This window comes from Asticcacaulis benevestitus DSM 16100 = ATCC BAA-896 (genome assembly GCF_000376105.1).
In the GTDB taxonomy this organism is placed as follows: domain Bacteria; phylum Pseudomonadota; class Alphaproteobacteria; order Caulobacterales; family Caulobacteraceae; genus Asticcacaulis; species Asticcacaulis benevestitus.
Genome location: NZ_AQWM01000030.1, coordinates 19408 through 45751, shown reverse-complemented (window position 1 = coordinate 45751; position 26344 = coordinate 19408). Strand labels below are relative to the sequence as shown.

The window sequence follows — 26344 nt, the reverse complement described above, 5'->3', positions numbered from 1 at the left end:
GCCTTGATATCCGGATGGTCGAGAATGGCGTCAACCATCTCCTTGTCGCCCTGAACAACATTAAGTACGCCGGCAGGCAGGCCGGCTTCGATCAAAAGCTCNGCCAGACGNAGCGGCACTGACGGATCGCGCTCAGACGGCTTGAGGATNAAGGCGTTNCCNCAGGCCAGGGCGGGTGCGAACATCCACATCGGGATCATGGCCGGGAAGTTGAACGGCGTGATGCCGGCCACGACGCCCAGCGCCTGACGCATCGAAAAGACATCGATGCCCGGCCCTGCGCCCTGGGTATGTTCACCTTTTAGGAGGTGCGGGATACCGCAGGCGAACTCGACCACTTCAAGCCCGCGCTGGATATCGCCTTTCGAGTCGGAAATAACCTTGCCGTGCTCACTTGAGAGCATGTGCGCCAGTTCATCCATGTGGACCTCAAGCAGGCGCTTGAACTCGAACATGACGCGTGCCCTACGTTGCGGATTGGTCGCTGCCCATGCCTTTTGCGCGGTCACCGCACTTTCAACCGCGACCTTGAGATCATCCGGCGTGCCCAGCACCACGCGTGCCTGTACCGCGCCGGTATTGGGATCGAAGATATCGCCAAAGCGCTGCGACAGACTGGTGGCGGTTTGACCGTCGATAAAGTGCGATAGATGTTTCACAGGACGCTCCTCGGAGGGGACTTGGCGATAGGATCGTTTTAGCTTAGTGTTTTTGCATGAACCATGCCGATAAAAGCCATTTAGATGTGCAAAAATGCAGAGCTTGAACTGGGACGATCTGCGCCTCTTTCTAGCGGTGGCGCGGGCCGGTAAACTCAACAGCGCGGCTGCAAAGCTAAAGCTTGATCACTCCACCGTGGCACGGCGCCTCAAGGGACTGGAAGCCGCGATGGGCAGCCTTTTGGTGCATCGCTCACCGCAAGGCATAACCCTTACACCGGGTGGTCAGGTGTTGCTGTCGCATGCGGAGCGTATCGAGGCTGAAATGCTTACCGCCGCCGATGCGGTGGGCGCGCAACGCCTGGAGATTTCGGGGGCTGTGCGCGTGGTGACACCTGAAGCGTTCGGCGCGTGGTTCCTGGCGCCGCGCCTGCACGGCCTTTATGAACGCCATCCCGGCATCGAACTGGAACTGGTGCCCGACACCCGCCACGTCAGTCTGTCGAAACGCGAAGCCGACCTGATGGTGACCCTGACACCGCCAACTCAAGGCCGGCTCGTCACCAGCAAGCTGGTCGATTACCAGCTCGGGCTTTACGCTTCGCACGACTATCTGAAGACTAAAGCCATGCCGGTTACCATCGATGATCTGCGCGACAGTCCCTTCGTCTGGTACATTGATGACTTGCTCGATGTGCCCGAGCTGAAGTTCCTCGATTCCGTCATTTCAGATGCGCGCACGGTGTTCAGATCCAGTTCGATTACCGCGCAGCATAATGCCATAGCGTCGGGCCTGGGCTTTGGATTGCTGCACGATTTCGTGGCGCGGCAGGACACGCGTCTGTCGTGCGTTCTGCCCAATCTGGTTGCGGTACGACGCGCCTACTGGCTATCGATCCATGCCGACCACCAGCGCCTGCCGCGTGTGCGGGCCGTGGCTGATTTTATTGCGGCCACGGTGCGCGAATCCCGCGCGATGTTTTAGCCTTGCCCCCAGGCCTCAGCGGAAAAGGCTAAGCACCCATGACTGGGACTGGCTGGATATCGACAGCATATGGATGGCCAGTTGCTGCTTCACTTGCAGCGCCTGGAGCTTGACGCTTTCAAGCGCCAGATCCGCATCGACCAGTTTGCCGATACCGACCATCATCGTGTCCTGCAGCTTTCCGATAAACGTCATGTGTTGATCCAAAGCCTTCGAAGAGGTCCCGAGCCTCGCCAGAGCCGCCGACACATTGTTGATGGACGAATCGAGTGTGGACAGCAGATTGGCCGCCCCCGAAGCCGTCGAAAAATCCGCGCCAGCCGACAGAGTGACGATCGATCCTCCGAGAGACATGTTCTGCGCCGCCACCGTCAGGTGGCTCGTGCCGTGTTCATTGGCCAGGGCCGCGATCGACGATCTGGAACCATTGAGAAGGTTGATACCGTTAAAGGCGGAATTGGACAGGGTTTTGGTGATCTGATCACGAATAGAGACGAAATCGGCGCGCAGGGCTGAGCGCGCCGTGGAATCAAGCGATGTGTCCGAGGCGGCCAAAGCCCTTTCCTTGAGTTCGGTCAGGAGGTCCGAAACGGATTCACCGGCGGTCAGCGCGACATCCACGACGGAACTGTTGCGCGACAAGGAGTCCTTGACCGCATCGAGCGATTTCACCGATGAGCGTTGGCGTTGCGCAATGGCGTAGGCCGCACCGTCATCCTTGGCGCTTGCCACCTTAAGGCCCGTGGAGATGCGGTTCTGCGTGACCATAAGGTCAGCCGAGATTTTATTCAGGTTTTGCAGGGCAATCATGGCCCCAACATTGGTATTGATGGAGTTCACGTTCTGGAACCTCCAGTTTGATCCGATGACATTCTGTCGAGCGGCGGCCGCCGTGCCGGAATAGCAGCATGTCACAAAGTGGCTAACACGAATTAAACGGGCTTTAATATTTATGCCTAACCCATTTTGCGCGGGATAGGGCCGCAAGGGGCGGGCACGCGGCTTTTTTGAAACGGGATCGCGGAATGCGGCGCATTCTGTGGCCGCGTCATCAAACTGTCATCGCTATCTGGTTTGTCGCCGGAGCAACCCGTTGCCAGGGCGTTCCGTCACCATGAGGCTCAGATCAACGCTACAGCGTCACGGTTCTCCGCAAGCCCGCGTGGCAGAGGCGGCAGGGTTGCGCCCGGCTGGCGTTTTGGCAATGGCCCTGGCGCTTTGCGGCAGCCCGGTCTGCGCGGCGGGTAATTCCCCGCAGGATCTGGCGGCTGGCCTGATCGATCTCGGCATGGCCAACCATGTTCAGATCGTCTTTCAACCCCATCTCGTTAAAGGTTTAAAGTGCAGCGGCCTGCCCGGCAGGGCGAGCGGTCTCGACAAGAACCTGACACGGCTTCTTCAGCCTTACGGCCTCGCCTATCGCCGTGTCGCTTCGGATGTCATCGTCGTCTATCGCCCCGCACCGCGGCCTGTCACGGTCGCACCGCCTGTGGCCAGTGCGGAGCCTGACCTGCCGCCCATTATCGTGCGCTCCTATCGTCAGAGCCTGGTGCGTGCCGGCGATGCCAAGCGCCGTGCAGATTATACGGTCGATGCGATCGATGCCGAGGACATCGGCAAATATCCGGCGCGCAATGTCGCTGAGGCGTTACAACTGGTAACCGGCGTCAGTCTGGAGCGTCAGCGCGGCATCGGCCTCTATGTCAGCGTCAGGGGCATGGGACCACAGTTCCAGAACGTCGAGTTCGACGGCCACAGCCTGGCTGCGACAGAACTGATCGAGAATGCCGGCGTGCGCGGCCGTGATTTTCGCTTCGATATTCTGCCGGCGGAACTGATCAGCCGCGTCGATGTCGTGAAGACGCCCACACCCGACATGGAAGAAGGCGCCATGGGCGGCGATATCAATATCCATACCCTGCGGCCTTTCGACGTGGTGCCAAGCGGCAGCCGCTTCAAGGGCCTGGCCAGCCTGCGCCTCAGCCACAACGACCGCGCGCAGGATATCAGCCCGGCGATGCATGTGATGGAGGCCTGGACGACCGATGACCGGCGCTTTGGTCTGTTGCTCAGCCTGATTTCAGACCGGCAAAGCGTGCGCAACGATCGCTTCTATAATTACGGGTGGAACAAGGATCAGTTCACCTCGGTGCTGGGTGACGGCATCTATACGCCGACCCGCACGCGCCCGACGATCGAGATCGAGGATCGCCGTCACAATACGCTTTTCGCTTCGGCGCAATGGCGTCCTGATGATCACCATGAGACCGAACTGAGCCTGCTCGCCACGCGGCTTGATGTCGCCTATGACGAGACGGGTCTGGATATCTACCCCGATGATCGCAGTCTGGCGACGCCGGTGTTCACACCAGGCACAGCCTCGATCGTTGGAGACACGGCCATCCGTGGCCGCATCGAGACTGTGCGCTTTATGGCGTCACGCGAAACCAGCCTCAATCGTTTCGATCTGCTGCTGGGCCATATCAAGCACCGCTGGCGCTCCGGCGCCTTTACGGCGAACCTGACGGCGGATATGTCGCGGGCGCATAGCTTCCATCCGCCCGGCCGCGGCACCACGCGCTCGCGCGTCGCCTTCTTCGCTCCCCTCACCTATGATTTTTCCGGCGGCGGCAAGACCGTGCCCGTCTTGCAGACGACACTGGACTATACCGATCCGCGCAACTTCACAGGCCAGCGCTTTGATTACGCGACCAAGGACGCGCTCGATAGCGATGAGGCGCTGAGCTACGACCTGGCCAAAAGCTTTGATGGCGCGCTTGCCCGGGTTCAGGTCGGGCAGCAATATCACCACCACAATCGCCGTTACCGACGGCGCGACTGGAAGAATTTCGACCTGGTCGGAATGGATTTTACAGGTCTTGGACCTGACAGCTACGATACCGAGCTGTCACCGACCTTCCTCAACGGTATCGCCGGCGACAGCCCGCGCTCCTGGCTGGTGCCCTCGGCGACCGCATTCTACAACCGGCTGATGACGGCCGATGTTCTGGCAGCCAGACCTACCGCAACAGACGCCTCCGGATCGTTTGAGGTCGATGAGCGCATCTGGGCCGCCTTCATCCGCAGCGACTGGCGCTTCCAACTCTGGAACAGACCGGTCACCGCCAATATCGGCGTGCGCCAGATCGACAATCTGCAAATCTCCGAAGGTGCGGCGCTCATCGGTGAGGGCGCCACACCCGTGCGCTATCGCCTGCATTATACGACGACCCTGCCGAGCGCCAATCTGCGCATGGTCTGGCGTCCCGGCGTCATTGTGCGGCTATCGGCTGCGCGCGTCATGTCGCGGCCCAACATCATCGATTCCGCGCCACGCCTGACGATTTCCAATGACGCTGACACGGGCCAGGGCGGCAATCCGTTCCTGCGGCCGTTCATAGCCACCGATATGAGCGCCGGCCTCGAATGGTATCCTTCGCCCGCGACCTCCCTGGCCATGGCGGTGTTTGGCCGCAGGTTCGATGACTATGTGACACGCGAGAACACACACATCTTCATACCCGGCCCCGGCGACATTCTGGTTTCGACGACTGTCAATGGCGGTAGCGCCAGCGTGGCCGGCATCGAAGCCGCCTATAACCAGACGCTGGATGCCCTGCCCGGGCCTTTGAGCCATCTCGGTTTTCAGGTCTCCTTCACCGTGCTGGACGTCAGCGCCGACTATGCCTCCGGCGCTTTGCGCATTCGCAACGAACTGACCGGCCTGTCCCGCTCGACCTATAATCTGGTCGGGTTTTTCGAGGACGATCGCGTGATGGCGCGGCTCGGTTATTACTGGCGGGCACGCTATCTCAGCTCGGTCGGCAGCTCGATCCAGGCGCCGTCCTACACCGACAGCTTTGGCTCGCTCGATGGCGCGTTCAGTCTGGAGATCGACAAGGCTACCACGCTCACGCTTGAGGCCGTCAACCTGCTCAACACCACGCGCTATGCGTTTGCGATGACTAAGGATCGCCCCCAGGAAATCCACCAGTATGGTCGCACCTTCAGCGTCCAGCTTCGCCACACCTTTTGATATTTATTTACGCCGTCATGGAGGAATCCATGAAGCGTCTGCGTTTTACAGTCTGACACTCCATCTAAAGGACGCCCTTTTCCTTGACCACCCAAACGCAAAGCTTTGATGCCCTGGTGACGCGCTACCGGGCCCCTTTGCGCGGTTATTTCCGCCGGCAGGGGATAACCGACGACGCCGAGGATCTGGTGCAGGAGGTTTTTATCCGGCTGGCGCAAGCCTATGCGCGCATGCACTGGGATAATCCGGACGGCTATGTTTTCACCATCGCCGGCAATATTCTGACCGATCACCGCCGCAAGGGCACCACGCGCCGCGCCGGTCAGCATGATGAACTGAGCGATGATCTGGCGTCACCGGGTGAAACACCCGAACACAGCCTGCTCAACCGCGACCGTCTGCGTCAGGTCGTGGCTTCGCTCAAGACCCTCCACCCCAACTGTTACAACAGCTTTATCCTGCATCGCTTCGAGAACATGCCCCAGAGCGAGATCGCCAGACGACTGGGCCTGTCGGTGAGTACCATAGAAAAACATATAATGACTGCACTGCACCACCTGAACGCAACGCTTGGGAAGGAACTGGCCTGATGACCGATCCCAACCCGACACCTGACACCCTCTCCGAACAGGAACGCGCCTGTCTTGACAGGCTGAACGCGCCCATGACGCCAGGCGCGCCCGAAGGCTGCGCGGATGCCGCCCTTATCGGCACGTGGCTCGCCATGGCCGCCTTCTCTGATACGGCCGAGATCAAGGCGATGCGTCAGGAGGCCCTGCGTGCCGCTGGCGTGTCGCGATCGGTCAAGCGACCCCAACCTCGCTATATTGGCATCGGCCTTGCCGCCTGCCTGACCCTGGCGATCGGCGCCGGCAGCCTCGTTGCCTGGTCTGGCCGCATGCAGATCTTCACCGCGCCGGCACAGGGCATCGCCCACGTCACGCTGAAGGACGGCACCGAGATTGCACTGAGCGCCGGTGGGCAGATCCGCAGCCGTATCGGTGGGTCGCAGCGTGAGATCGATCTGGTGCGCGGCGACGCCTATTTCGCCGTCTCCCATGATGAGAAGCGTCCCTTGACCGTGACCACGGGCAGCCACCGGGCTGTCGATCTTGGCACCGAGTTCAACATCTCTCAGACCGGCGACGCCTATCGCCTGACCCTTGTGTCGGGCGCCGTGCGGATCGAGAATCTGAAAACAGGCTATGCCGGTGAGCTCAAACCCGGCCAGTCCTATATCGACATGGCGGGCCATGAGCGTATTGCCGACGATGCGCCAGCGCGCGTCTCAAGCTGGGCGCGTGGGCACCTCGCTTTCGAGGACGCCAGCCTCTCAGACGTGGGCGTCGCTTTTCAGCGCCTGACGGGCCGGCGCATCATTTTCACCACCCCGGCCGTGGCGCGCCTGCATCTGTCGGGGACGGTAAATCTCGATAATGTCGACCGCGCCAGCCAGGCGCTCAGTGCTGCGCTTCCGGTTACAGCGACACCGACAGCGCAGGGCGATATCTTGGTTTCGCCGCGCTGAAATTGCTCTGACTACGGATCAATAGCCACCTAACATATTGGAATGTCACAAATATTTCACGACATTTCCATGGAGGATCGAGCGCTCTCTTACGTTTTGCCCCAGGTAGCCGGATCGCGGACCTTGATCGCACCGGCTCCTCAACCGATCCATTTCCTGGGGCAAACATGTCAAAATCCACATCATACATCGCCTACGGCCTGGGCGCCATGGCCGCGCTGGCCTATGCCTCGCTGCTCGTGCCGCACGCCTTGGCGCAAACCGAAACCACCGATGCTGCCGCGCCCGCTGAAGCCGCGCAGGAAGTCATCGTCACTGGCTATTCCAAAAGCGTTCGTGCCGCCAACATGACCAAGAAGGCCGCCGCCTTCAGCGTCGACGCCGTCAATGCCGAAGACATCGGCAAGTTCCCGAACCGCAATGCCGCCGAGGCCCTGCAACTGGTCACCGGCGTCACCATGGATCGCCAGCGCGGCGAAGGCCTCAAGGTCAGCGTGCGCGGGCTCGGGCCTCAGTTCCAGAACGTCACGCTCAACGGCAGCACGATCGCGGTCAACGACCTGATCGAAAACGGCGGCGCTGAAGGTCGCAACTTCCGCTTTGAGGTTCTGCCGACCGACTCGATCGCACAAATCGCCGTCATCAAGACGCCGACCGCCGACATGGACGACGGCGCGCTCGGCGGCAATATCGACATCAAGACGCTGAAGCCGCTCGATATCGGCAACCGTATGACCTTCTCGGTCCGTTCCGCCTACAACACCCTGACCGAAAAATCCGATCCCACCCTGTCGGGCCTCTACAGCTACGTCACCCCCGACCGCAAGCTCGGCCTCCTCGTCTCGGCCATGACTGACCGCCGCCAGGTGCGTAACGACCGCTTCATGAACTTCGGCTGGAACAAGGACCAGTTCACAAGCGTGCTCGGCGCCGGTTACTATACCCCGACGCGCACCCGCCCGACCATCGAACTGGAAGACCGCAAGCGCAGCTCGATCATGATCTCCGGCCAGTGGAAACCGACCGCCGACCTCAAGACCGAGGTCAATATCCTGGCGACCCGCCTCGACGTCCATTACGATGAACATGGCCTCGACATCTACCCGGACGCCGCCGTCACCTACCCGAACTTCGCCGCCGAAAGCGCCCTCTATCCGTCGCTCAGCGGTCTTTACACCCAGGCCGCCGCGCAGGCCAATGGCGCCACCGTCTATGCCAAGCCGACCTTCGTCGCCGGTTCTCAGGTCATCGTTGGTGACACGGTCGTCGCCGGCACGATCAACAATGTGCGCTGGATGGCGTCACGCGAAACCAGCTTCAATCGCCACGACCTGACGGCCATCAATATCAGCCAGTCCTATACGCCAGGTGCGTGGACCTTCTTCGGCAACCTCGCCTACTCCAAGGCCCATTCCTACCACCCGGAAGGTGGCGCCACGACGCGCAACCGCATGTCGTTCGTAGGCCCCTTGCATTTCGATTTCTCGAAGGGTTACAAGGAAATCCCGGTCCTTACGACAACGGTCGACTATAACAATCCGGCCAACTATGTCGGTCAGGCCTTCGACTACACCTCGAAGGATTCGCTCGATACCGACGACTCGGCCAAGATCGACGCCGCGCGTCGCTTTGATGGCTTCCTCACCAAGCTGTCTTTCGGCGCGGCCTATCAGCATCGCAACCGCGACTATGTTCGCCGCGACTGGTCGATCAACCCGGTCTTCGGCATTCCGGTCACCACCCTGGGCGCCAGTTTCTACAGTGCCCTTCCGTTCAGCAACTTCCTGTCGGATTTCGACGGCAGCAGCCCGCGCACCTGGGTGTCGCCGTCCAGCACCGCCTTCTACAATCTGATCTATAATCCTTCCGTCGCCGCCCGCGCGCCGGACGCCGCCAGCCTGCGTTCTTCGTTCGAGGTCGATGAAAAGATCACCTCGGCCTATGTTCGCGGCGATTTCGCCCATGACGTCATGAACGTCCCGGTCACCGGCAATCTTGGTATCCGCTACGCGACCACCGATCAGGTCGCTTCGGGCACGCTCGTCAACGGCTCGACCCCGCAGGCCGTGTCTTATCCGGTCACCTATCATGACTGGCTGCCGAGCCTGAACCTGCGCGTTGAGTTCACCGACCAGCTCATCGGCCGCTTCGGCGCCTCGCGCGTCGTCAACCGTCCGAACATCACCGACATCGCGCCGCGCATCACCGTCTCGCGCGACTCGCCGACGGCTTCCGGCGGCAATCCGAACCTCAAGCCCTACCGCGCCAACCAGGCCGATATGTCGCTGGAATGGTACTTCAACCAGACCGGCGCACTCACCGGCGCCTACTATTATAAGCAGCTCGACAGCTACATCACCGCCCAGAACACCACCATCCAGGTGCCGGGCCGCGGCGATATCCTGCTCTCGACCACGGTGAATGGCGGCGAGGCTAAGCTGCAGGGCATTGAACTGGCCTATAACCAGCTCTTCAGCTTCCTGCCGGCGCCGTTCGATGGCCTCGGCACTCAGGTTTCGGTCACCACCACGGAGGTCACATCGACCTATAACGCTGGTAACCGCACCTTGAACAACATGTTGCCGGGCCTCTCCAAGGCCAGCTACAATCTGGTCGGCTATTATGAGAAGAACGGTTACGCCGGCCGCATTGGCTACTTCTGGCGCGACCGCTACCTGGCCTCCAACGGTTCGACGGTCTCGACTGAATCCTATGTCGCCCCGTTCGGCTCGCTCGATGCGTCTTTGTCCTACGACATCAACGAACACTTCGTGGTCGGTGTTGACGCCATCAACCTCACCGGCGCGAAGAAGTACGTCTACGGCGCTAACAAGGTTCAGGGCCGTGAGATCAACGACTATGGCAGCACCTTCACCGTCAGCCTGCGTGCCAAATACTAAACCTTGGGGCCGCGTCTGGAGACGACGCGGCCCGCACCTTGGCTCCAGTCTGCCCGTTCTATCCTGCGGGCGGCTGGGGCCACTTTTTCATCTTTTCCCGTGAGGCCTTCCATGCTTCGTTCCCTATGCGCCCTGATCACGCTTTCGCTCTTGATGACCGCCCCCACCTTTGCGGCAGAGGGTCTCAAGCTCAACCAGATCCAGATCCTGGGATCGCATAACTCCTACCGCCCGGTGCCCAACGCCACGGTACAGGCCAATATGGACAGCCTGCCCAATCATGCCGGACAGGGGCTGGAATACGGCCACCCGGACATCCTCACCCAGCTTAATCTCGGCATTCGCCAGATCGAATTCGATCCCTATGCCGATAAGGCCGGCGGTCTTTATGTCGCCCCCTATGCCAGAACAGATCCCAACTACGCCACCATGGCGGCGCCCGGCCTGAAGGTGCTGCATATCCCCGTGCTCGATTACCGCAGCCAGTGCCTGACCTTGCGCGCCTGTCTGACCGTCATCGCCGATTGGTCGCGGGCGCATCCGGATCACGATGCGATCATCCTGTTCATCAACACCAAAGAAGAGCCCGTCAAGGATCCACGCGTCACCACACCGGAATTTTACACCGAGGCGGATCTGGCCGAAATCGATGCCGATGCCCGCGATATTCTGGGTGCCCTTCACCTGATAACGCCTGACGTCATTCGCGGCAGCTACAAGAGCTTGCGCGACGGCGTGATGGCTGGCCATTGGCCGCTGGCAGCGGATGCCAAAGGCAAGGTCATGCTGGTGCTCGATTCAAATCCGCGCATCGCCGATCTTTATCGTAAGGGCCATCCCTCCCTCGAAGGCCGCGTCATGTTTGGTCTTTATGGAGAAAACGAAGCCGAAGCTGCGGTCTTCAATATCCAGGATCCGCGCCCGGAAGCCGCCCACATCACGCAACTGGTCAAGCAAGGCTTCTTCGTCAGATCGCGCGCCGACGCCAATACGACCGAAGCCCGCACCCGCGACTTAAAGCGCTTCGAGACCGCCGTCGAAGCCGGTGCGCAAGTCATCAGCACCGACTACTATGACGGCGCACCTGATCCTTATGGGTTTAAATTCGTCGTGCGTATGAAGGATGGGTTCAAACAGGCCAATCCCTTGTTTCGCTAAACCCATTTCGATCCTAAGCGGACCTGAACCAAGGGGCATGAGGCGGCCTGGGCCGATGACCGCAGTGGCATCGCACCAGCCATCGGCACGGCAAAAACAGTCGTCATGACCAAAGTCTTTTAGGAGGAAAAAAACCCTTGCGCTGCGGAGCAAGGGCAAGTGTGGAGGAAGGACAAACTCTGATCAGGGAGATAAGTGCCGTCCGGTAGCCAGCCATAACGCACCCCAGCCGCAGCCAATGGAGCAGATCTGAGCTATAGGTCCATGGTAGTGGAATCACGCGGATAAATCAAATATAAAATCCATTTCCACATCCGAAACCTTAAGGCCGTCATCCTTTCGAGGACCGCGCACATAATTATCCTTGGTCAGGCTATTCCTCAAGTTAAACAGAAACCATCAATGGAGACGATGTTTGGATATAAAAATGGCGCATGGGTAAAACTTTCCGCAGGGACCGCAGCGATGAGCCCCTGGCGGCAAGCCCCTTTGTTCGATCAGGGCTTGAGAGTTGATCGGCTTGCCTTTTAAAGGTATGACATCGCGATGATCACGAAGACAAAAAACACGCCAGAGGCCGCCGCTGACGTCCCCGCTAAGGCGCACACCTATTCGGCCCCGGCTCTTGAAAAGGGCTTCAATGTCATTGAGCTTCTGGCGGAGCACCCTCAGGGGCTGACCATTTCCGAAATTGCCAGCGGGCTTGGTCTTTCCATGAGCGAGATCTTCCGGGTTATCATGGTTATGGAAAGACGCGGCTGGTTGAGGCGGACGGCTGGCGACCGGTTACGGGTCGCCACGAAAGTCCTCAACCTCGCCTTTAAGGCCACGCCGGCCGAGGAGCTCATTCAGGCCGCGGCGCCGCTGATGCGCGAGCTGGTTCAACGTGTGGAACAGTCCTGCCACCTTGTCATTGGTAACGGCAAAAGCGGTCTGGTCGTCTTTCGACAGCAAACACCAGGGCCGACCGTCTTCGCCGTTCGCATTGGCGCCGAAGTCACGCTTGAGGGCAGTTGCTCAGGCCATGTCCTTCTGGCCTTCAACGCGGTCGATCTGGATGCCGATTTCGCTCTCGCCGCGCAAAGCGGCCCCATGAGCGCCAGTCTGCAACGTGTTCGCGCCCGGGGCTATGAGATGATGAAGAGTACCCGCACGCTGGGCGTTACCGATTTGAGTTATCCAATATTTGACGGTCAGGGCCACGCATTGGCCGCCCTTACGATACCCTTCTTGCAACTTGTTGACGGCACACAGACCGTGGATAGCAAGGAGGCCCGTCTTTGCCTTCAGGAGATAGCGGCAAGAATTTCCGAAGAGTTGAGCGGCGCACGGTAAACCTGTTCAGGGCACCACAGACTGAGAGTCGATCCTTTGCAAGTCACCTTGCGCCAATCGGATGAGCGATTCCATGGCCCAACGCGCTTCTGAGGGATTACGCGCAGCGATCGCTTCGTAAATGCGCTCATGATCCGGCATCGAATCTCTATCGAGCGCGTTGTGCCGCGCCTTGTACGAAGTGCTCCAACTGATCGCCGCACCAATCGAACTGCTTAGGCTCGCCAGGGCCGTGTTCCTGGCCGCCGTCAACAAGATCCTGTGAAACTCAAGATCGGCGGTTCGCCCCTCTTCTGTCATGAGCGTTTTGTCTTTCATAACGTCAAGCGCCAGCTTCATTTCGGCTATCTCGGCTGCCGACGCTCTCGAGGCGGCAAACTCGGCCGCCGCAGGCTCAGTGATCAGACGCAGTTCAAAAAGGTCGCGTGTAAACTGTGGATTGGGGTCGCGATCGAACATCCAGCGCAGAACGTCAGGATCGAGCACGTTCCATTTGGAGGGATCATTGACGCACGTGCCCCGCTTTGTGCGGCTCTGAACCAGCCCTTTGGCCGCCAGGGTTCTGATCGTTTCCCGGTACGCCGATCTGGAAATATCCAGGGAGGACGAGGACGCCATTTCGGTGGGCAGGGTGCTGCCAGGTTTGTAGACACCGCACAGAATGTCGGCACCCAGACGATCCGCCAGCAGCAGATGCAGAGGCCGTATGAAAGAACCCGGTTCCGGAGGCGTCCTCAGGGGGGGGCCCTCGCTTCGCTTCGATGAGCTTGCGGCTTCGGAAGGCGGAACGGCTTTAGATGTCATCATCATGACCCATGGAGCAGGGGCGGCAGGATTGTCGCGCCTCGTTGAGTATCAAATATCACATCTGGTTCACGCATGTCATTGGATCAAAGGCGAAAAGAAAATGGACGCGGCAGGACCTCACCTACCGTCTGCGCGCCACGAAAACCGGACGCCATCGCTGCCATCCGGCAAGGGGCCGGGGCTATCGGCGGTAAGGCTGAGGGTCGTAGGATCGATACGCAGGAAGCGGTCGCTGGCCAGCGACATCAGGGTCAGCTCGCCCGTCAGGGTCTCGATCCACTGGAAGGTTTCATTCGTGCCGGGCGCGCCGTTTTTTAGGGTCACGCGCCCCGCCTTATCGACACTGACAAACTGATCGCCGGCGCGCAGGGCCACACGTCCCGTCTGCCTATTGATGACATCAAAGCCACCAGGTGCACCCACCTTCAGTTGCCCACCAACGACCGAAAATCCCTTGCCGCTTTTCAGCGAGGTCAGGGCAATCTTTTTCGCATAGGGCACCGGCGTCATCGTCCCATGCGGGTGGGCCTGATAGAGGTTGAATGCGTCGAAATCGGCATAACCGCCCGGCTTGTCCGTGCCGTTGTAATTGAAGAGTGCATAGCGAACGCCCTGGAAGGTCGTCAACTGGAAGGCCATGATGAACGGATCACCAAGCGGCACATAGGTTTTGCCATCGACCGAATAGCTGAAGCGCGCCGTCTCGGTCATGAAATCGCAGTCGGCCCGGAGATAGATATACGAGGCCGGCGCCTTGACGCGAACGTGTTTGTCTTTCGTTTGATCGTAAAAGCTCAAGGCCAGACCTTCGGCGGATTTTTCGAGACCGATCCAGGCATAGGGGTAGTTCAGCAAGGCCAGCCCTGCCACGTCGCCGTCTTTAAGATTGGCGGCATCAAGCGTGACGGTCGGCTGTGATTCCGGCCCGACCGCCCGTTGGGTCAGGCTGTTTGGCGCCTCCCAGAAGGATTTCGCCGGCAGGGCGTGCAGACGCAAAGCCCCCGGCCGCTCGGTCAGGGACCACTGGCCGTCCACAGGCACGTGGTTCCACTGCCAGAGGGGTTTCAGGGTCGTGGCGTCAAAGCTATCGCTGCGTTCAAACGGCACGGCAACCGGCTGCGGCATGGCTGTCTTCGGCTTTTGCCAGCTTCTGGGTGTGCGGCCCAGATTGCCGGGCAGGCCGAAATAGGGCCAGCCGTCTTTCCAGGTGATCGGCGACAGGTTGACGAGACGACCGATCGAATTGGCGTCCAGCATCGACATGCCCCACCATTCGCCCTGATCCGTCTGAACGATACCGCCCTGATGGAGCGACAGGCTCTCACGTACCGAAGGGTCTGGCGGCGACAAAACGAAGGGAGGCGGCTTGCCATTCAGGCGATAGCCACGCACCAGTCCGAAGTCCTCGCCCTGGCTGATCGAGCGATTGACCTCGTAGGGTCCGAAGACGGAGTCGGCGCGCGCAGCCGACATACGCATCTGGCCCGCATAGTTGGCGCTCAGAATATAGTACTTGCCGTCAAGCTTGTAAAAATGGGCGCCCTCGCCCATGCCGGCGTCCTTGGCGAACAGAACCTTTTCCGTGCCCGGCACGATATCGGTCAGATCCGGGTTAAGCTGCGCGATATGCATGTCCTGATAATCCCACACCGCGTAAACCTTGCCATCATCGTCGAACAAAACTGACAGGTCGTGAAGCGAGCGCTTCATCTCGCGATGCGTCCAGGGGCCGCGAGGGTCGGTCGCTGTGAAGATCTGCGTCATGCGGCCATTGACGTTTGAGAAGATGTAGAAGGTGCCGTTGTGATAGCGCAAGCTCGGCGCCCATATGCCGCGGCCGTAAATCGTGCCGCCTTCAAGCCGATATTCCGGCCCAAGATCGAGTTTATCGACCGCGTAGGAGAGGAACTCCCAGTTGACCAGATCCTTCGAGCGCAGGACTGGCAAGCCAGGCATGGCGTGCATGGTTGTGCCGGTCAAATAGAACCAGTCCCCGACCTTGATGACGTCGGGGTCGGAAAACTCATCATAGAAGATCGGATTGGTGTAGCTGCCATCGCCGTTATCGGCGGTCCAGGTTTGGGTGGAGAGCGCGGATTTCGCCGTCTGCGCCGCAGCATAGGTGGCGGATAGGGCGAACATCATACCCCATGCCAAAAGCGTTGCACCGGCCTGCAAGCCGCCGCGTTTGACTGTGTATTTCCGTGTCGCTGAGTGTTGCATCATATCTCTTTCTGTTGCCGACGAGACTTGCCTTAGGCCGTAAACCGAGCCGTGCCGTCCGCCCCAAGGGTGAGGGTCTTTGGCCCATCGCGATAGATGACGCGAACGGTGCTACCCGGCGGTCCTTTAAGGTCACAGCGGGTCAACGCCCCATGACGCCACGCCAGATCGACCGTGATCGCACCGCGTGCCTTAAGACCCTTGACCGCGCCTGTCGGCCAGGCGGATGGCAAGGCCGGAAGCAACCGGATATCTCCCCCCCACGATTGCAGCAGCATCTCCATGATACCGGCCGCGCCACCAAAATTGCCATCGATCTGGAATGGTGGGTGGGCGTCGAACAGGTTGGGATAGGTGCGCTCTGGACCAACCAGATCCTTGAGGATCCGATAGGCATGATCCCCCTCACCCATCCGCGCCCACAGGCACAGACGCCACGCCGTCCCCCAACCGGTCGCCATATCCCCACGCACCTTCAGGGTTTGTTGGGCCGCCCGGATCAGCTCCGGCGTATCGCGGACATTCATCTGGTCGCTCGGGTAGACGCCGTAAAGGTGGGACACATGGCGATGCTGCTGCTCCGGCGCGGCCGTATCCCAGTCCTCCAGCCATTCCTGCAACTGACCGGCCTTGCCAATCTGATCGGGCGCCAGCCGGTCATGGACCTGTTTCAACTGAGCCAGGAAACCCGCCTCTTCCCCTGTCAACTGGCCCATTGCGATCGTATGGGCGAACAGGTCGCGGATGATCTGGCGATCCATGGCGGGGCCTGCGCACAAAGATGAGCCAAACGGGTGCTGATTTTCAGGCGATACCGAAGGCGATGTCACCAGGCCGCGACCCTTCGGGTCCTCGATCAGGGTATCGAGGAAGAACAGCGATGCCCCCTTCATCAGGGGATAGAACCGCGCTGGCAAGGCCGGGTCACGGCTATAATCGTAATGGTCCCACAGGCTGTTGCACAGCCAGGCGCCGCCGCACGGCCACAGGCCCCACATCGGCCCGTCGATCGGCGCCGTGGCCCGCCAGATATCGGTATTGTGGTGCGCCATCCAGCCACGGGCGTTGTACATCGTCCTGGCGGTCTGCGCGCCGGTCACCGCCAAGTCTTCCACAAGCCGGATGAGCGGCTCGACGCAGCCCCCGAGCCCTGCCGGATCCGCCGGCCAGTAATTCATCTCGGTATTGATATTGATGGTGTATTTGCTGCCCCACGGCGGGGTGGTCGACTCGTTCCATAGGCCTTGCAGGTTGGCCGCTTGTGTACCCGGCCGCGAAGACGAGATCATCAGGTAGCGTGCATATTGGAAATAAAGGGCTTGCAGCGCCGGATCATCCTTCGTGGCGGCCACCTGGACCCGGTGGTCGGTCGGCTCGCCTGCCGGCTCAGGTCCCAGATCGAGCGACACCGTCTGGAACAGTGGCTGATAGTCGGCCAGATGCGCCCGTTTCAACGCCGCATAGGACTTTGAAGCCGCCGCTTCGGTTTGCTTGCGTACCTTTGCAACGGGGTCGCCGCTGACATCGGCATAGGTCACAAAACTGGTCGCCGCCGCAATCAGCAGGGTTACGGTCTTCGCACCGCGCACCCGCAATTTCCCGTCGTCAAACGTCACCTGTCCGTCCGAAAGGATCTTGACACGGAACGCATAGGTCAGGGCCGCCGGTATCGTTTCGCTCTTTTCATTGCGGCCTGTGCAGAGGATCGCGCCCACCCCGTCAGATGACATGACAGCCCCCTCAGGCAAGGGCTCAGCCGCCTCCGTCATCAACCAGTCGGTTGTCGCGGGCGGCATCAGTTTTGCGTCGTGGCCGGCATAGACCGCACCGGGAATTTTGACCGAGCGCGGTCCGCGCCAGCTCAGGTCAAAACCGATCACACCCTTGCGTGCTTCCAGCCGCATCACCACCACCTGATCCGGCGCGGACACAAAGGTCTCGCGCACAGAGTCATGAGCCTTCCCATCGGAAAGTGTCGTGGTGGCAATGGCCGTCGCCAGATCAAGTTGGCGTTCGTACGTCCAAGGCTTGGTCGCGCCCTCAAAGGTCAGTAAAAGATCACCCAGCGAGCCGTAGGCCATCTGAGACAGCGGCCGCCCCATGATCTTCTGGCTGGCGAGATCCGTGGCCTCTTTATACTTGCCGTCGGCGATCAGTTTTCGCACCTCTGGCAGAGCGCCATAGGCTTCAGGACTATCCGCCCTGTAAGGACCACCAGACCAGAGCGTATCTTCATTGAGCTGGATACGCTCCTGCGCCACCCTGCCAAAGACCATCGCGCCAACCCGGCCATTGCCCAGCGGCAAGGCTTCTTCCCAGAAGCGCGCCGGCTGTTTGTACCACAGGGTATTGTTCCGACCGCTTTTCGCCGGTGTCTTGGCCGTGGCGGCGGAGGACGCCAGGGCCAGGGCCGCCGTGGCCGTCAGCACATCGCGCCGTGACAGATTGACGTCGTTCATTGGCTTTCCTCTTTTCATTGTGTCACCGGAATTTCAAACGTGCTGACCGGCAGTTGTGCTTCGTCGAAGAGATTGACGACCGGATAGTCGGCCCAGGCATATCTGACTCGCGTCACCGGCTTGCCGTCTCCGTGCAAACGGACAGCCATCCCATCCACCACACCCGACGTGTAGCGGCAAGTCTCGGGCGCATCACCGCACAGTTCAAACCCGATCGCCAGGGTGCTGCTGCGCGTATGCAGGGCACCGGTCACATCGGTAAAGCGAAGGGCGATGTCAGGGCCGCTCACCCTGGCGGCCGCCAGCCGTGGCCCGGACGGCGGCAGGCTCGCGCTGTAAGCTACGGCCCGCATGGCACGCGCCATCCGCCGGCCCACCTCATGCTTTTCGCCCGGGTGGATATCGAGCGGATCACCCAGATCGATCGTCGAGACAAACGCCGCGTGGCCATCCTTTTCCGCCATGCGGCGCTCGGCATCGCGCACATTGGCCCAGCCGCTTTGGCCGGGCTTTATCGCCGGCGTGCCGTAGCCAGAAAGCTGAACGATCACAAAGGGCAGGTCGGACTGCACAAACTGGCGACGCCAGTCGGTGGCCATGGCGCTCAGACGGCTTTCATAGCCGGGGAAATCCGTATCGGATTCGCCCTGATACCACGCCACGCCTTTCAGGCCATAGGCACCCAGCGGCGCAATCATGCCATTATAGGCCGTGCCCGCGCCCCCCATGTCTTCCCAGGGCGTATGCGGCGGATTTTTCGGCGTTTTCGCAGCGACGCTATAGAGCCAGCCGTCGGCCAGAGCCTGGGTCGAACCGTCAGCCATCGCCAGCCTCATGGCGTCGGCCGGCCCGCGCATGCCGCCGTCGGCATAGGTGTTGTTGATGTTGACGATGATGACATTCTTGCCGGGCTTGAGCAGCCCTTTTGGCACCGTGAAGGCCTTCATCGGCCCTGTATCTGCCGTATTACCCAAAGAGGTGCCGTTGATCCAGGCCATGCCGAGATCATCCAGACCGCCCAGGTTCAGCACGGCCGCCTTGCCGGCATCCGCAGCACTGACCTCGATTTCGCGTCGGAACCAGACCATGCCGACATAGCTGGCCAGCGCCGGATCACCCCACTTTTGCCAGACGGAGATGGCCGGCACCGGCTTCCAGGTCTGAACCGATTGCGGTTGCCAGGGTTCCTGACCGGCCGCATCGCCGGTATTTTTGCGCCACCAGGTCTCCCAGATGCCATTGGCCACCAGGGCGGCCGCAGCCGGATCACGGCTATAGAGTTTGAGCAGGTCGGCGCGTGCGCCCAGGCCCACAGCCGTAAGCGCCTTGTCCCCCATCCACGGACTAATCTGCGTGCCACCCCAACTGCTGTTGATGGCGCCGATGGGCACGCCTTCGCTCTTGCGCAGATCCTTGACCATGTAATAGCAGTTGGCGGAAAAATCCTGCACGATCTGCGGGGCCGCCACCTGCCAGGCCTGCGGTTTCGAGAAGGCCTCATCAGGGGTATAGGCCACGCGCTTCTCGACCGTCATCAGGCGCAGATCCGGATCAGCCGATGAAAAGAACGCGCCAAAGGCATCCTGCGCCCCCTTGACCGGCATTTCCATATTGGACTGGCCGGAACATAGGAAGACATCCCCCATCTGAACATCATGCGCGACCGTCTGACCGGACGGGCTGTCGAGCGAAAGCGTGATCGGCCCCGGCGTAGTGACGGCTGCGAAGCGGGCGAGGAAGCGTCCCTTCGCGTCGGCAACAGCGGTTTCGCTGTTCGTCCCGAACGTGACGGTCACGGTCTCGCCCGCAACGGTCGTACCGGTGATCGACACCGGCCGGCCGCGCTGGATAACGGCATGATCACCATAGATCAGATCGAGCTGCGGGGCAGCCATCACGGCCGAGGGTAAACCGAGGACACCCGCCACCAACCACAAACCTGTTCTCTTCATCATGCCGTTTCCCTAACCGTCGTTTTTATCTAAGGTCTTATCGCCAGCATTCGTTAGGGTTCAAGCGACACAACCGTGACCGAAGCCGGGGCCACGGTGATGGCGAAGCGGCCGCCGGACGCCTTGGCCGAAATCGGCTTTGGCGATACGGTGTTCGGCTTGTCATAGGTATTGGCGCTGTCGAACTTGGGGGCTGACAGGGTCTGCCCCGTGGCCTTGCTAGCCTTTAAGCCCGCCGCCGACAGGTTGAAGGTGGCCGGCTTTGAGGGGTCGATATTGGTGATCGCCACCCAGACCTTGCCGGACTTGTCGCGCGCCGCAATGGCGTCGACGCGCGGCAGGGTGATGCCATCGTGCGTATAAGTGCCGGCATCGTAAGCGACCGGAATGAAGGTCGCATCCTGGAACGGCACATACATATGGAAGACGTGATAGGTTGGGGTCAGCAGCATCTTGTCCTTGTCGGTCAGGATCATGGCCTGAAGGACGTTGATCATCTGGGCGATATTGGCCATGCGCACGCGATCGGCGTGACGCGCGAAGATGTTCAGGTTGAGTGCCGACAAGACGGCGTCACGCTGGGTATTCTTCTGCATCAGGAAGCCCGGATTGGTACCGGGCGTCGCGGCGTACCAGGCGCCCCACTCATCCACCACCAGTGCGATCTTCTTTTCCGGATCGTACTTGTCCATGATGGCGCTGTGCTTGGTGACCAGGTCTTCCATGCCCAAGGTGTCCTTGAGCACCACGGCATAGTCCTTCTCGCTGAAGCCTTCCGACTTCTGCGATACCGGGAAACCGCCGCCTGTGGTGTAGGAGTGCAGCGACAGGCCCTCGATATTCCACGCCCAGCTATGGTCTTTCCAGGCCTTCATCACGGCTTCGGTATAGGGGGTGTCGCCACCGCTCGGCCCCACCGCGATGCGGCTCATGGTCTGCTCGGGATTGTAGTTGCGGTCAAAGCGCGCGTGCAGCTTCATCTGGTCGACATAGAAGTCCGGCGTCATGGCACCGCCGCAATCCCAGCTCTCATTGCCAAGACCGAGATAGGCCACCTTGTAGGGCTTTTCATGTCCGTTTTTCGCGCGTTCGGCGCCGATGCCGTTCGCCTTGTCAGCGGTCATATATTCCAGCCATTCCGCCGCTTCGGCTGGCGTGCCGGAACCGACATTGACCGAAACATAGGCTTCGGTGCCGATCTGCTGGGCGAAATCAAAAAACTCATCTGTGCCAAACGTGTTGGGCTCGATCACGCCGCCCCAGTTGGCGTTCATCGAGGCGATGCGGTCCTTGCCGACGCCGCGGCGCCAGTGATATTCATCGGCGAAACAGCCGCCCGGCCAGCGCACGTTTGGTACTTTCAGTTCTTTCAGCGCCGCCACCACATCGTTGCGAATACCGCGCGTATTGGGGATGGTTGAGTCCTTGCCAACCCAGATGCCACCATAAATGCCTTCGCCCAGATGTTCGGCGAACTGGCCGAAAATCTGGCGGTCGATCTTCGCGCCGGGCTTGCTGACGTCAAGCGTCAGGTCAACGGGTGCGCTCTTGTCCTGAGCGGAAGCCGGCATGGCGCCCAAGGCGGCCAGTACGGCGATGAAGGATAGGGTGTAACGCATGGATGTTCCTCTTTTTTATTGATTTTTATCTTCGCAGCGTGATCGAAGACAGGTTTGCAAAGTCTGATCGGGGTATGGCGCGCGTTTCAGCCTTTTTATCCGCCATTTGCGGTAAGGGCTGCGTGACGCGTGTCAGAGGCGGCACCCAGCCTCAGGGTCCAGACTTAGGGTAATGACAAGCACCCACGGGGACGCACGGTCGCGCAAGCTAAAAGGCATGTTCCAATCTCTCCCGTATAGGCCTCATCGGCATGTGTCATCGTATCGGATCAGGCAGGAAAAAGGTCACAGACAAAAAGCACGGCTATGGCCGCACGACGCCGCATCGCTTAAGCCAAACACAAGGAGAAGAGGCGCGTCACCTTGGCCTTTCACATCGAAAAGCCCGCACGCCGTCTTGCCCATGTCTCCTAAAACGCTCCCTACCCGCCGACTATATGGCTGTCAGCTTGAGGCAAATGCTAGTGCACCTGTCAGACAATTGGAAGCGCTTTTGCGCGTGGAAGTAACTTTCTTGAAATTTAAAGCCTGATCAAGCCACTCGAACGACGGAACCTTTTTGTATTCAGATCCTTATAACTCAGAAGTTTAACGTGCAAAAAATAGTGGCGCGAAACGAGGCGCAATCGTCCGACAACTTCTTTCGTCGCCCTTAAGTTTATGGTAGCGTTATCATGGCTGCCGGCCATTCCGATAAAAAAGCGGAGTCTGTGAGAGCTGTTATCATCGATAACCTGGGTTCGCCGTCTGCCGATAACAAACAATAAAATAAGAGGAAATGTCATGAGATTTGAAATCAGTCGAAACAACACGCCCTTGATCCGAACCGCAGGCGCGGCTTTTGCGACGGCCCTTATAGCCCTTAGCTGTGCGCTCGCCTTGCCCGTGGCGGCGGCAGATAGCAAGATGACGCCCATTGAGATACCGGCACAGCCGAATGCCATCCCCTTGACAACGGGCACCTTGCCGGATGCCAAGGCGCCTGAAGCCTGGCACAGCCAATATGGCAGCGTCTTTGCCCGTAACGTTACCGACGCCACCCTCACCCCGTTTCTCCCGGACCCTGCCAAGGCAACGGGCGCGGCCGTCATTGTGGCCCCTGGCGGCGGCTTCCGCACACTTTCCATGGAAAATGAAGGCTGGGATGTGGCGCGTGCGCTCGCCGATAAGGGCGTTGCCGCCTTCGTTCTGAAATACCGCCTCAATCAGACACCGGCTGATATGGCGGGATTTGAGCGCTCAATGGCGGAAATGTTCTCTGGGGCGGCGCGTCCGCGTCCCGCGCAGCAAGACCCATCCGTCGCTCTGGCGCCTCAGATTGCCGATGCCCGTGCGGCCTTCGCCCTTGTCCGTTCGCGGGCCAAGGAATGGCATATCGACAGCGACCGTATCGGGATGGTCGGCTTCTCTGCCGGTGCCATGCTGACCCTTTCGACCGCGCTCTATGGCCAGGATGCCAAGCCCGCCTTTATTGGTGACATCTATGGCCCCTTGACGTCCGTCACCGTGCCGGCGGATGCACCGCCGCTTTTCATCGCCCTGGCGGCCGATGATCCCCTCTTTGCCAATAACGGCTTTGGTCTGATCGATAGCTGGCGTGCGGCCAAGCGTCCGGTGGAGTTCCACCTCTACGAACAAGGCGGCCATGGCTTTGGTATGTACAAAAAGCAGACCACCAGTACGGGCTGGTTTGACGCCTTCGCGCGCTGGATGGACATGCACGGTTGGTTAAAGCCGAAAACATGATGGGTGGCGCGTGATGGCACAGGTTTCTGCCATCACGCGGACGCATGACCGGCCGGCGTCAGGCGATAGGCTGTCGACGCGCGACTGTCTCATGTCTAAGGGGTCACCCGAATGAGGATAGGACGATCCACAACGGAGACTTTTAAAGAGGCTGCATATGTGTAGGTCGCTATCGGCGTTGCGCTGACATAGGGGTCGATGACTTCCAATTTAGAATATTGCTGCGGCAAGGTGACGGTGGCTGCATAGGTGACGCCTTGAGTTGCGACATGCGTATCGGGGTTCCAGATACCCTGCTCCGCCCAGACGGCGATGAGGTATTGTCCGTTTGATTTTTGCATCGCCAGCGTCGGATTAAACGTGCATTTGGAGACACTGACATTTGGACAGTATCCATGGGTGGGCAAACCGGTGACCTCGTACCGAAGGGGGGTCACGGTCGTCACTTTGCCAGCGTCGGCGGTTACGGTTGTCAGGTTGCGAAGCGCCGTTGCCACCGGCTTCGGCAACAAGGTGCCATTGGCACTGTAGCGGAACATACCAAATCCGCTGTCCGATACGCCCTTATCCTTATAGCCCGTCAGCAATTCATAGAACGCGATCCTGTCGACTCTTAGCAGGGCCGCATCGAACGGAATGAGCAGGGTGAATTTTGCCTGCACCTCTTCGCTGACCTGAGGTTTTGTCCCCCAGGTTCCGTTGTTGTTCCAACAGACACCGCCTTTGCCGCCATTGCATTTCGACCCATAGAGGGGACCTGAAGCATATCCCACCTCGGTAAACATCGCCCGAGCTGTTTTATTCGTGGAATTCTTCAGCGCGACGTCGCGAGAGAGCCAGAAATAGGGGGGCTGGCCAAAGTTGGGGTAAGGATGTTGATTGTTGTAGTCGGCATAGCCTGACGCGGGATCCGGCCCCGGGGACCCGGGGACGGCGTCCCACCCCGTGAAGTACACTACCCTTGGCACTTTAGGCGTTCGCGTGCTCGCCCGAACCAGCTTTTGTAGGGTGAGTTGCCGAGCAACGCCGCCTGCCAGCCCGCCTATGCAAGGGGGTGGTCCCCAGCATACCGGTGCGTTGTTGATTTCATTGGCTCCCTCAATCGCTAACACGCTGCCGACAGCACCGGGTGTACTGTTTAGTGTATCGATCTGACTGAGGGACTTGGAAAGGGCGGCTTCGGTATTTCCCGAAGCCACAAGGACGAAGGATATTCCGGATTTGGCAACCGTTTGATAATAGGACAATGGCGAACTGCCCGCCGTTCCATCGGTCAATCCGTCTCGAAAAATATGTATGCCGACATAGTCAGCTGCGGCCTTCACGTAGGCGTCAGCCCTGACGTAGCGACCTGTTGCGTCTTTTATCAGGCCATAGGTGCCATCGGTATAGCCCAGGTGTGTATCCACCATCAGCATCTGATTGAACTGATTGGCGGACATGGTCGGGCCGGTTACGGCGAGCACGGGTGCTGGAAGCCCTATCGAGACGAGCGCGGCAGACACGAGCACAACTGGATTTAACCACGTCATCACAAGACACTCCAAACAGCTTTCACCCATAGACAAGGCCATGAGGCATTTCTGAAATCTTAATTTTTGTGCAGTGCCATAGATTCACGAAACACAATTTAGTGTACACCACCCCTCGGGCGTTGCGCGTCCCCCCCACTGTGCGCGCTTTTTTGCGCTATGTCAGCATGAGGATATGGCGCATGGGCTGGTTTCCTTGAGCGGAGGTTAGCTACAAGGCGGCTGACTTTAGAGTATTTGTGAGACCGTGGGGCGCGCCAGGTTCGAGCTTGCCCTCACGCGTGGGGCCGTCTGCGTCCGTTTAGGCGGCCTGTGTAGGGTCCACCGCGACTTCGGGGGGGGTATGTTCGCTCCATCCCTGGCGCCGCTCTTTCCCTTCATATTTAGGGTCCTGGCGCCTGCGTCTGTCAGGCCCGAAATAGCCGGCAATTTTGACGAAGTGGCGTGGGTGGTCAATAACGGCAGCCACCTTCCTGAACAGTTCGGTAGCGGTGACAGGCTTGCAGCAGAATTCGGTTACACCGGCGTCTCGCGCGTCAACCACGTGTGACCTTTCCGAGTGCGCCGTCAGCATGATGATGGGTACGAAGCGATTGTTGCTGTCTGATGAGTTACGAACGAGATTGATGAACTCCACTCCGTTCAGCACCTCCAACTGATAGTCGACGATCACGATATCGACCGCATCATGTTTCAGCCGGTGAAAGGCTTCAATGGCGTCATGCGCCTCCAGGATATGCACGGCGCCAAAACCCCTCAGGATCGTTTTGACAATATTGGCCATGTGGCCATTGTCATCGACGATAAGGAAGCGGATTTTTGCAAGGCTCGGCATAGCTGCTACTTAGACCGCCGCTGGGTCATCGAACGTGTCAGCATGCTGAGATCGCTCGGCTTCAGGCGCAACCGCGCTATAGGCATGACAATGGCCGACAGGGCGGAGGCATGCAGGCGCAAGCGTATCGCCAAATCGTTCATGCTCGTCGTCAGATCCCTCTCCATCGTCGCGGGATGACCGATCTGCGCTAAGGCTTCCAGCCTTGGCAAAATAAGCCTCGAAAGATGCTGCTGCGCGCTATGGCCATTTGCCAGTTTTAGAAGCACGCCTTCAAAATCATCATTTTTGTGCGCACGAATTCTGAGCATGGGGAAGAAATCATGGCTTTCGTCTTCCACCGCCAGGCCCATATCGGTCTTCAGCCAGATCACCACCCTTGCGGTATCATCCGGCAAATAGTCAAGCGCCTTGGCCAGGCGATCGAGACAATCCGCCATGGTTCGTTTTGTTTCGCATTGGACAGAAAACCAGCCGAAGGGATCCTCAAAACGCGTCTCGGGGCAGTCCCTCGCTAGATGTTTGTGCTTATCAGTCATGGTGTTAAGGCATCATAATGCCGAGTTCAGC

General features: G+C 59.7%; 18 protein-coding genes. 8 read left to right on the top strand and 10 right to left on the bottom strand.

Translation table 11 applies throughout. The annotated features are described in order from the left end of the window. On the bottom strand, positions 1 to 659 hold a 659-nt coding region (locus B060_RS0118980; RefSeq protein ID WP_018083389.1), incomplete at its 3' end, for an aldehyde dehydrogenase family protein. 94 nt (positions 660 to 753) lie between these two features. On the opposite strand from B060_RS0118980, the gene B060_RS0118975 reads away from it, so the two are divergent. Then, positions 754 to 1644, top strand: coding sequence for a LysR family transcriptional regulator (locus tag B060_RS0118975; RefSeq protein WP_018083388.1), 891 nt, complete (start codon positions 754 to 756; stop codon positions 1642 to 1644). A gap of 15 nt (positions 1645 to 1659) precedes the next feature. Here B060_RS0118975 and B060_RS0118970 read toward each other — a convergent pair whose 3' ends face one another. Beyond that, positions 1660 to 2484 (bottom strand): flagellin, encoded by an 825-nt coding sequence (locus tag B060_RS0118970; RefSeq protein ID WP_018083387.1) that lies wholly within the window; start codon positions 2482 to 2484, stop codon positions 1660 to 1662. A 274-nt stretch (positions 2485 to 2758) separates the two neighbouring features. Here B060_RS0118970 and B060_RS0118965 point away from each other — a divergent pair, with 274 nt between their 5' ends. From B060_RS0118965 to B060_RS0118940, 6 genes are all read left to right on the top strand, one after another. Next, a complete protein-coding gene (locus B060_RS0118965) occupies positions 2759 to 5680 on the top strand; it encodes a TonB-dependent receptor (protein WP_081606933.1) in 2922 nt (973 codons plus the stop codon). A gap of 83 nt (positions 5681 to 5763) precedes the next feature. Further along, positions 5764 to 6270: an RNA polymerase sigma factor gene (locus B060_RS0118960; protein WP_018083385.1), complete on the top strand. Its 507-nt coding sequence runs from the start codon at positions 5764 to 5766 to the stop codon at positions 6268 to 6270. Further along, positions 6270 to 7208, top strand: a complete 939-nt coding sequence (locus B060_RS0118955; RefSeq protein WP_018083384.1) for a FecR family protein — start codon at positions 6270 to 6272, stop codon at positions 7206 to 7208. The genes B060_RS0118960 and B060_RS0118955 overlap by 1 nt, the downstream gene beginning before the upstream one ends. 167 nt (positions 7209 to 7375) lie before the next feature. Next, the gene (locus B060_RS0118950) at positions 7376 to 10108 is read left to right on the top strand and encodes a TonB-dependent receptor (protein WP_018083383.1); all 2733 of its coding nucleotides are present in this window, start codon (positions 7376 to 7378) and stop codon (positions 10106 to 10108) included. A 111-nt stretch (positions 10109 to 10219) separates the two neighbouring features. After that, positions 10220 to 11266: a Ca2+-dependent phosphoinositide-specific phospholipase C gene (locus B060_RS0118945; protein ID WP_018083382.1), complete on the top strand. Its 1047-nt coding sequence runs from the start codon at positions 10220 to 10222 to the stop codon at positions 11264 to 11266. 546 nt (positions 11267 to 11812) lie between these two features. Beyond that, positions 11813 to 12601: an IclR family transcriptional regulator gene (locus B060_RS0118940; protein ID WP_018083381.1), complete on the top strand. Its 789-nt coding sequence runs from the start codon at positions 11813 to 11815 to the stop codon at positions 12599 to 12601. Positions 12602 to 12607: 6 nt separating this feature from the next. Here B060_RS0118940 and B060_RS0118935 read toward each other — a convergent pair whose 3' ends face one another. The 5 genes from B060_RS0118935 to B060_RS0118915 form a co-directional block, all read right to left on the bottom strand. Next, positions 12608 to 13411 (bottom strand): FadR/GntR family transcriptional regulator, encoded by an 804-nt coding sequence (locus B060_RS0118935; protein ID WP_026172978.1) that lies wholly within the window; start codon positions 13409 to 13411, stop codon positions 12608 to 12610. A 114-nt stretch (positions 13412 to 13525) separates the two neighbouring features. Continuing rightward, complete coding sequence (locus tag B060_RS0118930) at positions 13526 to 15634, bottom strand: glycoside hydrolase family 43 protein (RefSeq protein WP_155847861.1); 2109 nt, start codon at positions 15632 to 15634, stop codon at positions 13526 to 13528. A gap of 29 nt (positions 15635 to 15663) precedes the next feature. After that, positions 15664 to 18090 (bottom strand): glycoside hydrolase family 95 protein, encoded by a 2427-nt coding sequence (locus tag B060_RS25235; protein WP_018083378.1) that lies wholly within the window; start codon positions 18088 to 18090, stop codon positions 15664 to 15666. 14 nt (positions 18091 to 18104) lie between these two features. Continuing rightward, complete coding sequence (locus B060_RS0118920; protein WP_201768120.1) at positions 18105 to 20045, bottom strand: sialate O-acetylesterase; 1941 nt, start codon at positions 20043 to 20045, stop codon at positions 18105 to 18107. Between the two features lie 50 nt (positions 20046 to 20095). After that, complete coding sequence (locus B060_RS0118915; protein ID WP_018083376.1) at positions 20096 to 21661, bottom strand: alpha-N-arabinofuranosidase; 1566 nt, start codon at positions 21659 to 21661, stop codon at positions 20096 to 20098. 783 nt (positions 21662 to 22444) lie between these two features. Between B060_RS0118915 and B060_RS0118905 the strand changes: the two genes are divergently transcribed. After that, a complete protein-coding gene (locus B060_RS0118905) occupies positions 22445 to 23407 on the top strand; it encodes an alpha/beta hydrolase (RefSeq protein WP_051081116.1) in 963 nt (320 codons plus the stop codon). A 95-nt stretch (positions 23408 to 23502) separates the two neighbouring features. Here B060_RS0118905 and B060_RS0118900 read toward each other — a convergent pair whose 3' ends face one another. The 3 genes from B060_RS0118900 to B060_RS0118890 all read right to left on the bottom strand — a co-directional run bounded on the left by B060_RS0118900 (position 23503) and on the right by B060_RS0118890 (position 26214). Continuing rightward, positions 23503 to 24981 (bottom strand): hypothetical protein, encoded by a 1479-nt coding sequence (locus B060_RS0118900; RefSeq protein WP_018083373.1) that lies wholly within the window; start codon positions 24979 to 24981, stop codon positions 23503 to 23505. A 259-nt stretch (positions 24982 to 25240) separates the two neighbouring features. Next, positions 25241 to 25774, bottom strand: a complete 534-nt coding sequence (locus B060_RS0118895) for a response regulator (RefSeq protein ID WP_018083372.1) — start codon at positions 25772 to 25774, stop codon at positions 25241 to 25243. A 5-nt stretch (positions 25775 to 25779) separates the two neighbouring features. Beyond that, entirely contained in the window at positions 25780 to 26214 is a 435-nt protein-coding gene (locus tag B060_RS0118890; RefSeq protein WP_018083371.1) for a hypothetical protein, read from the bottom strand. Positions 26215 to 26344 lie beyond the last annotated feature (130 nt).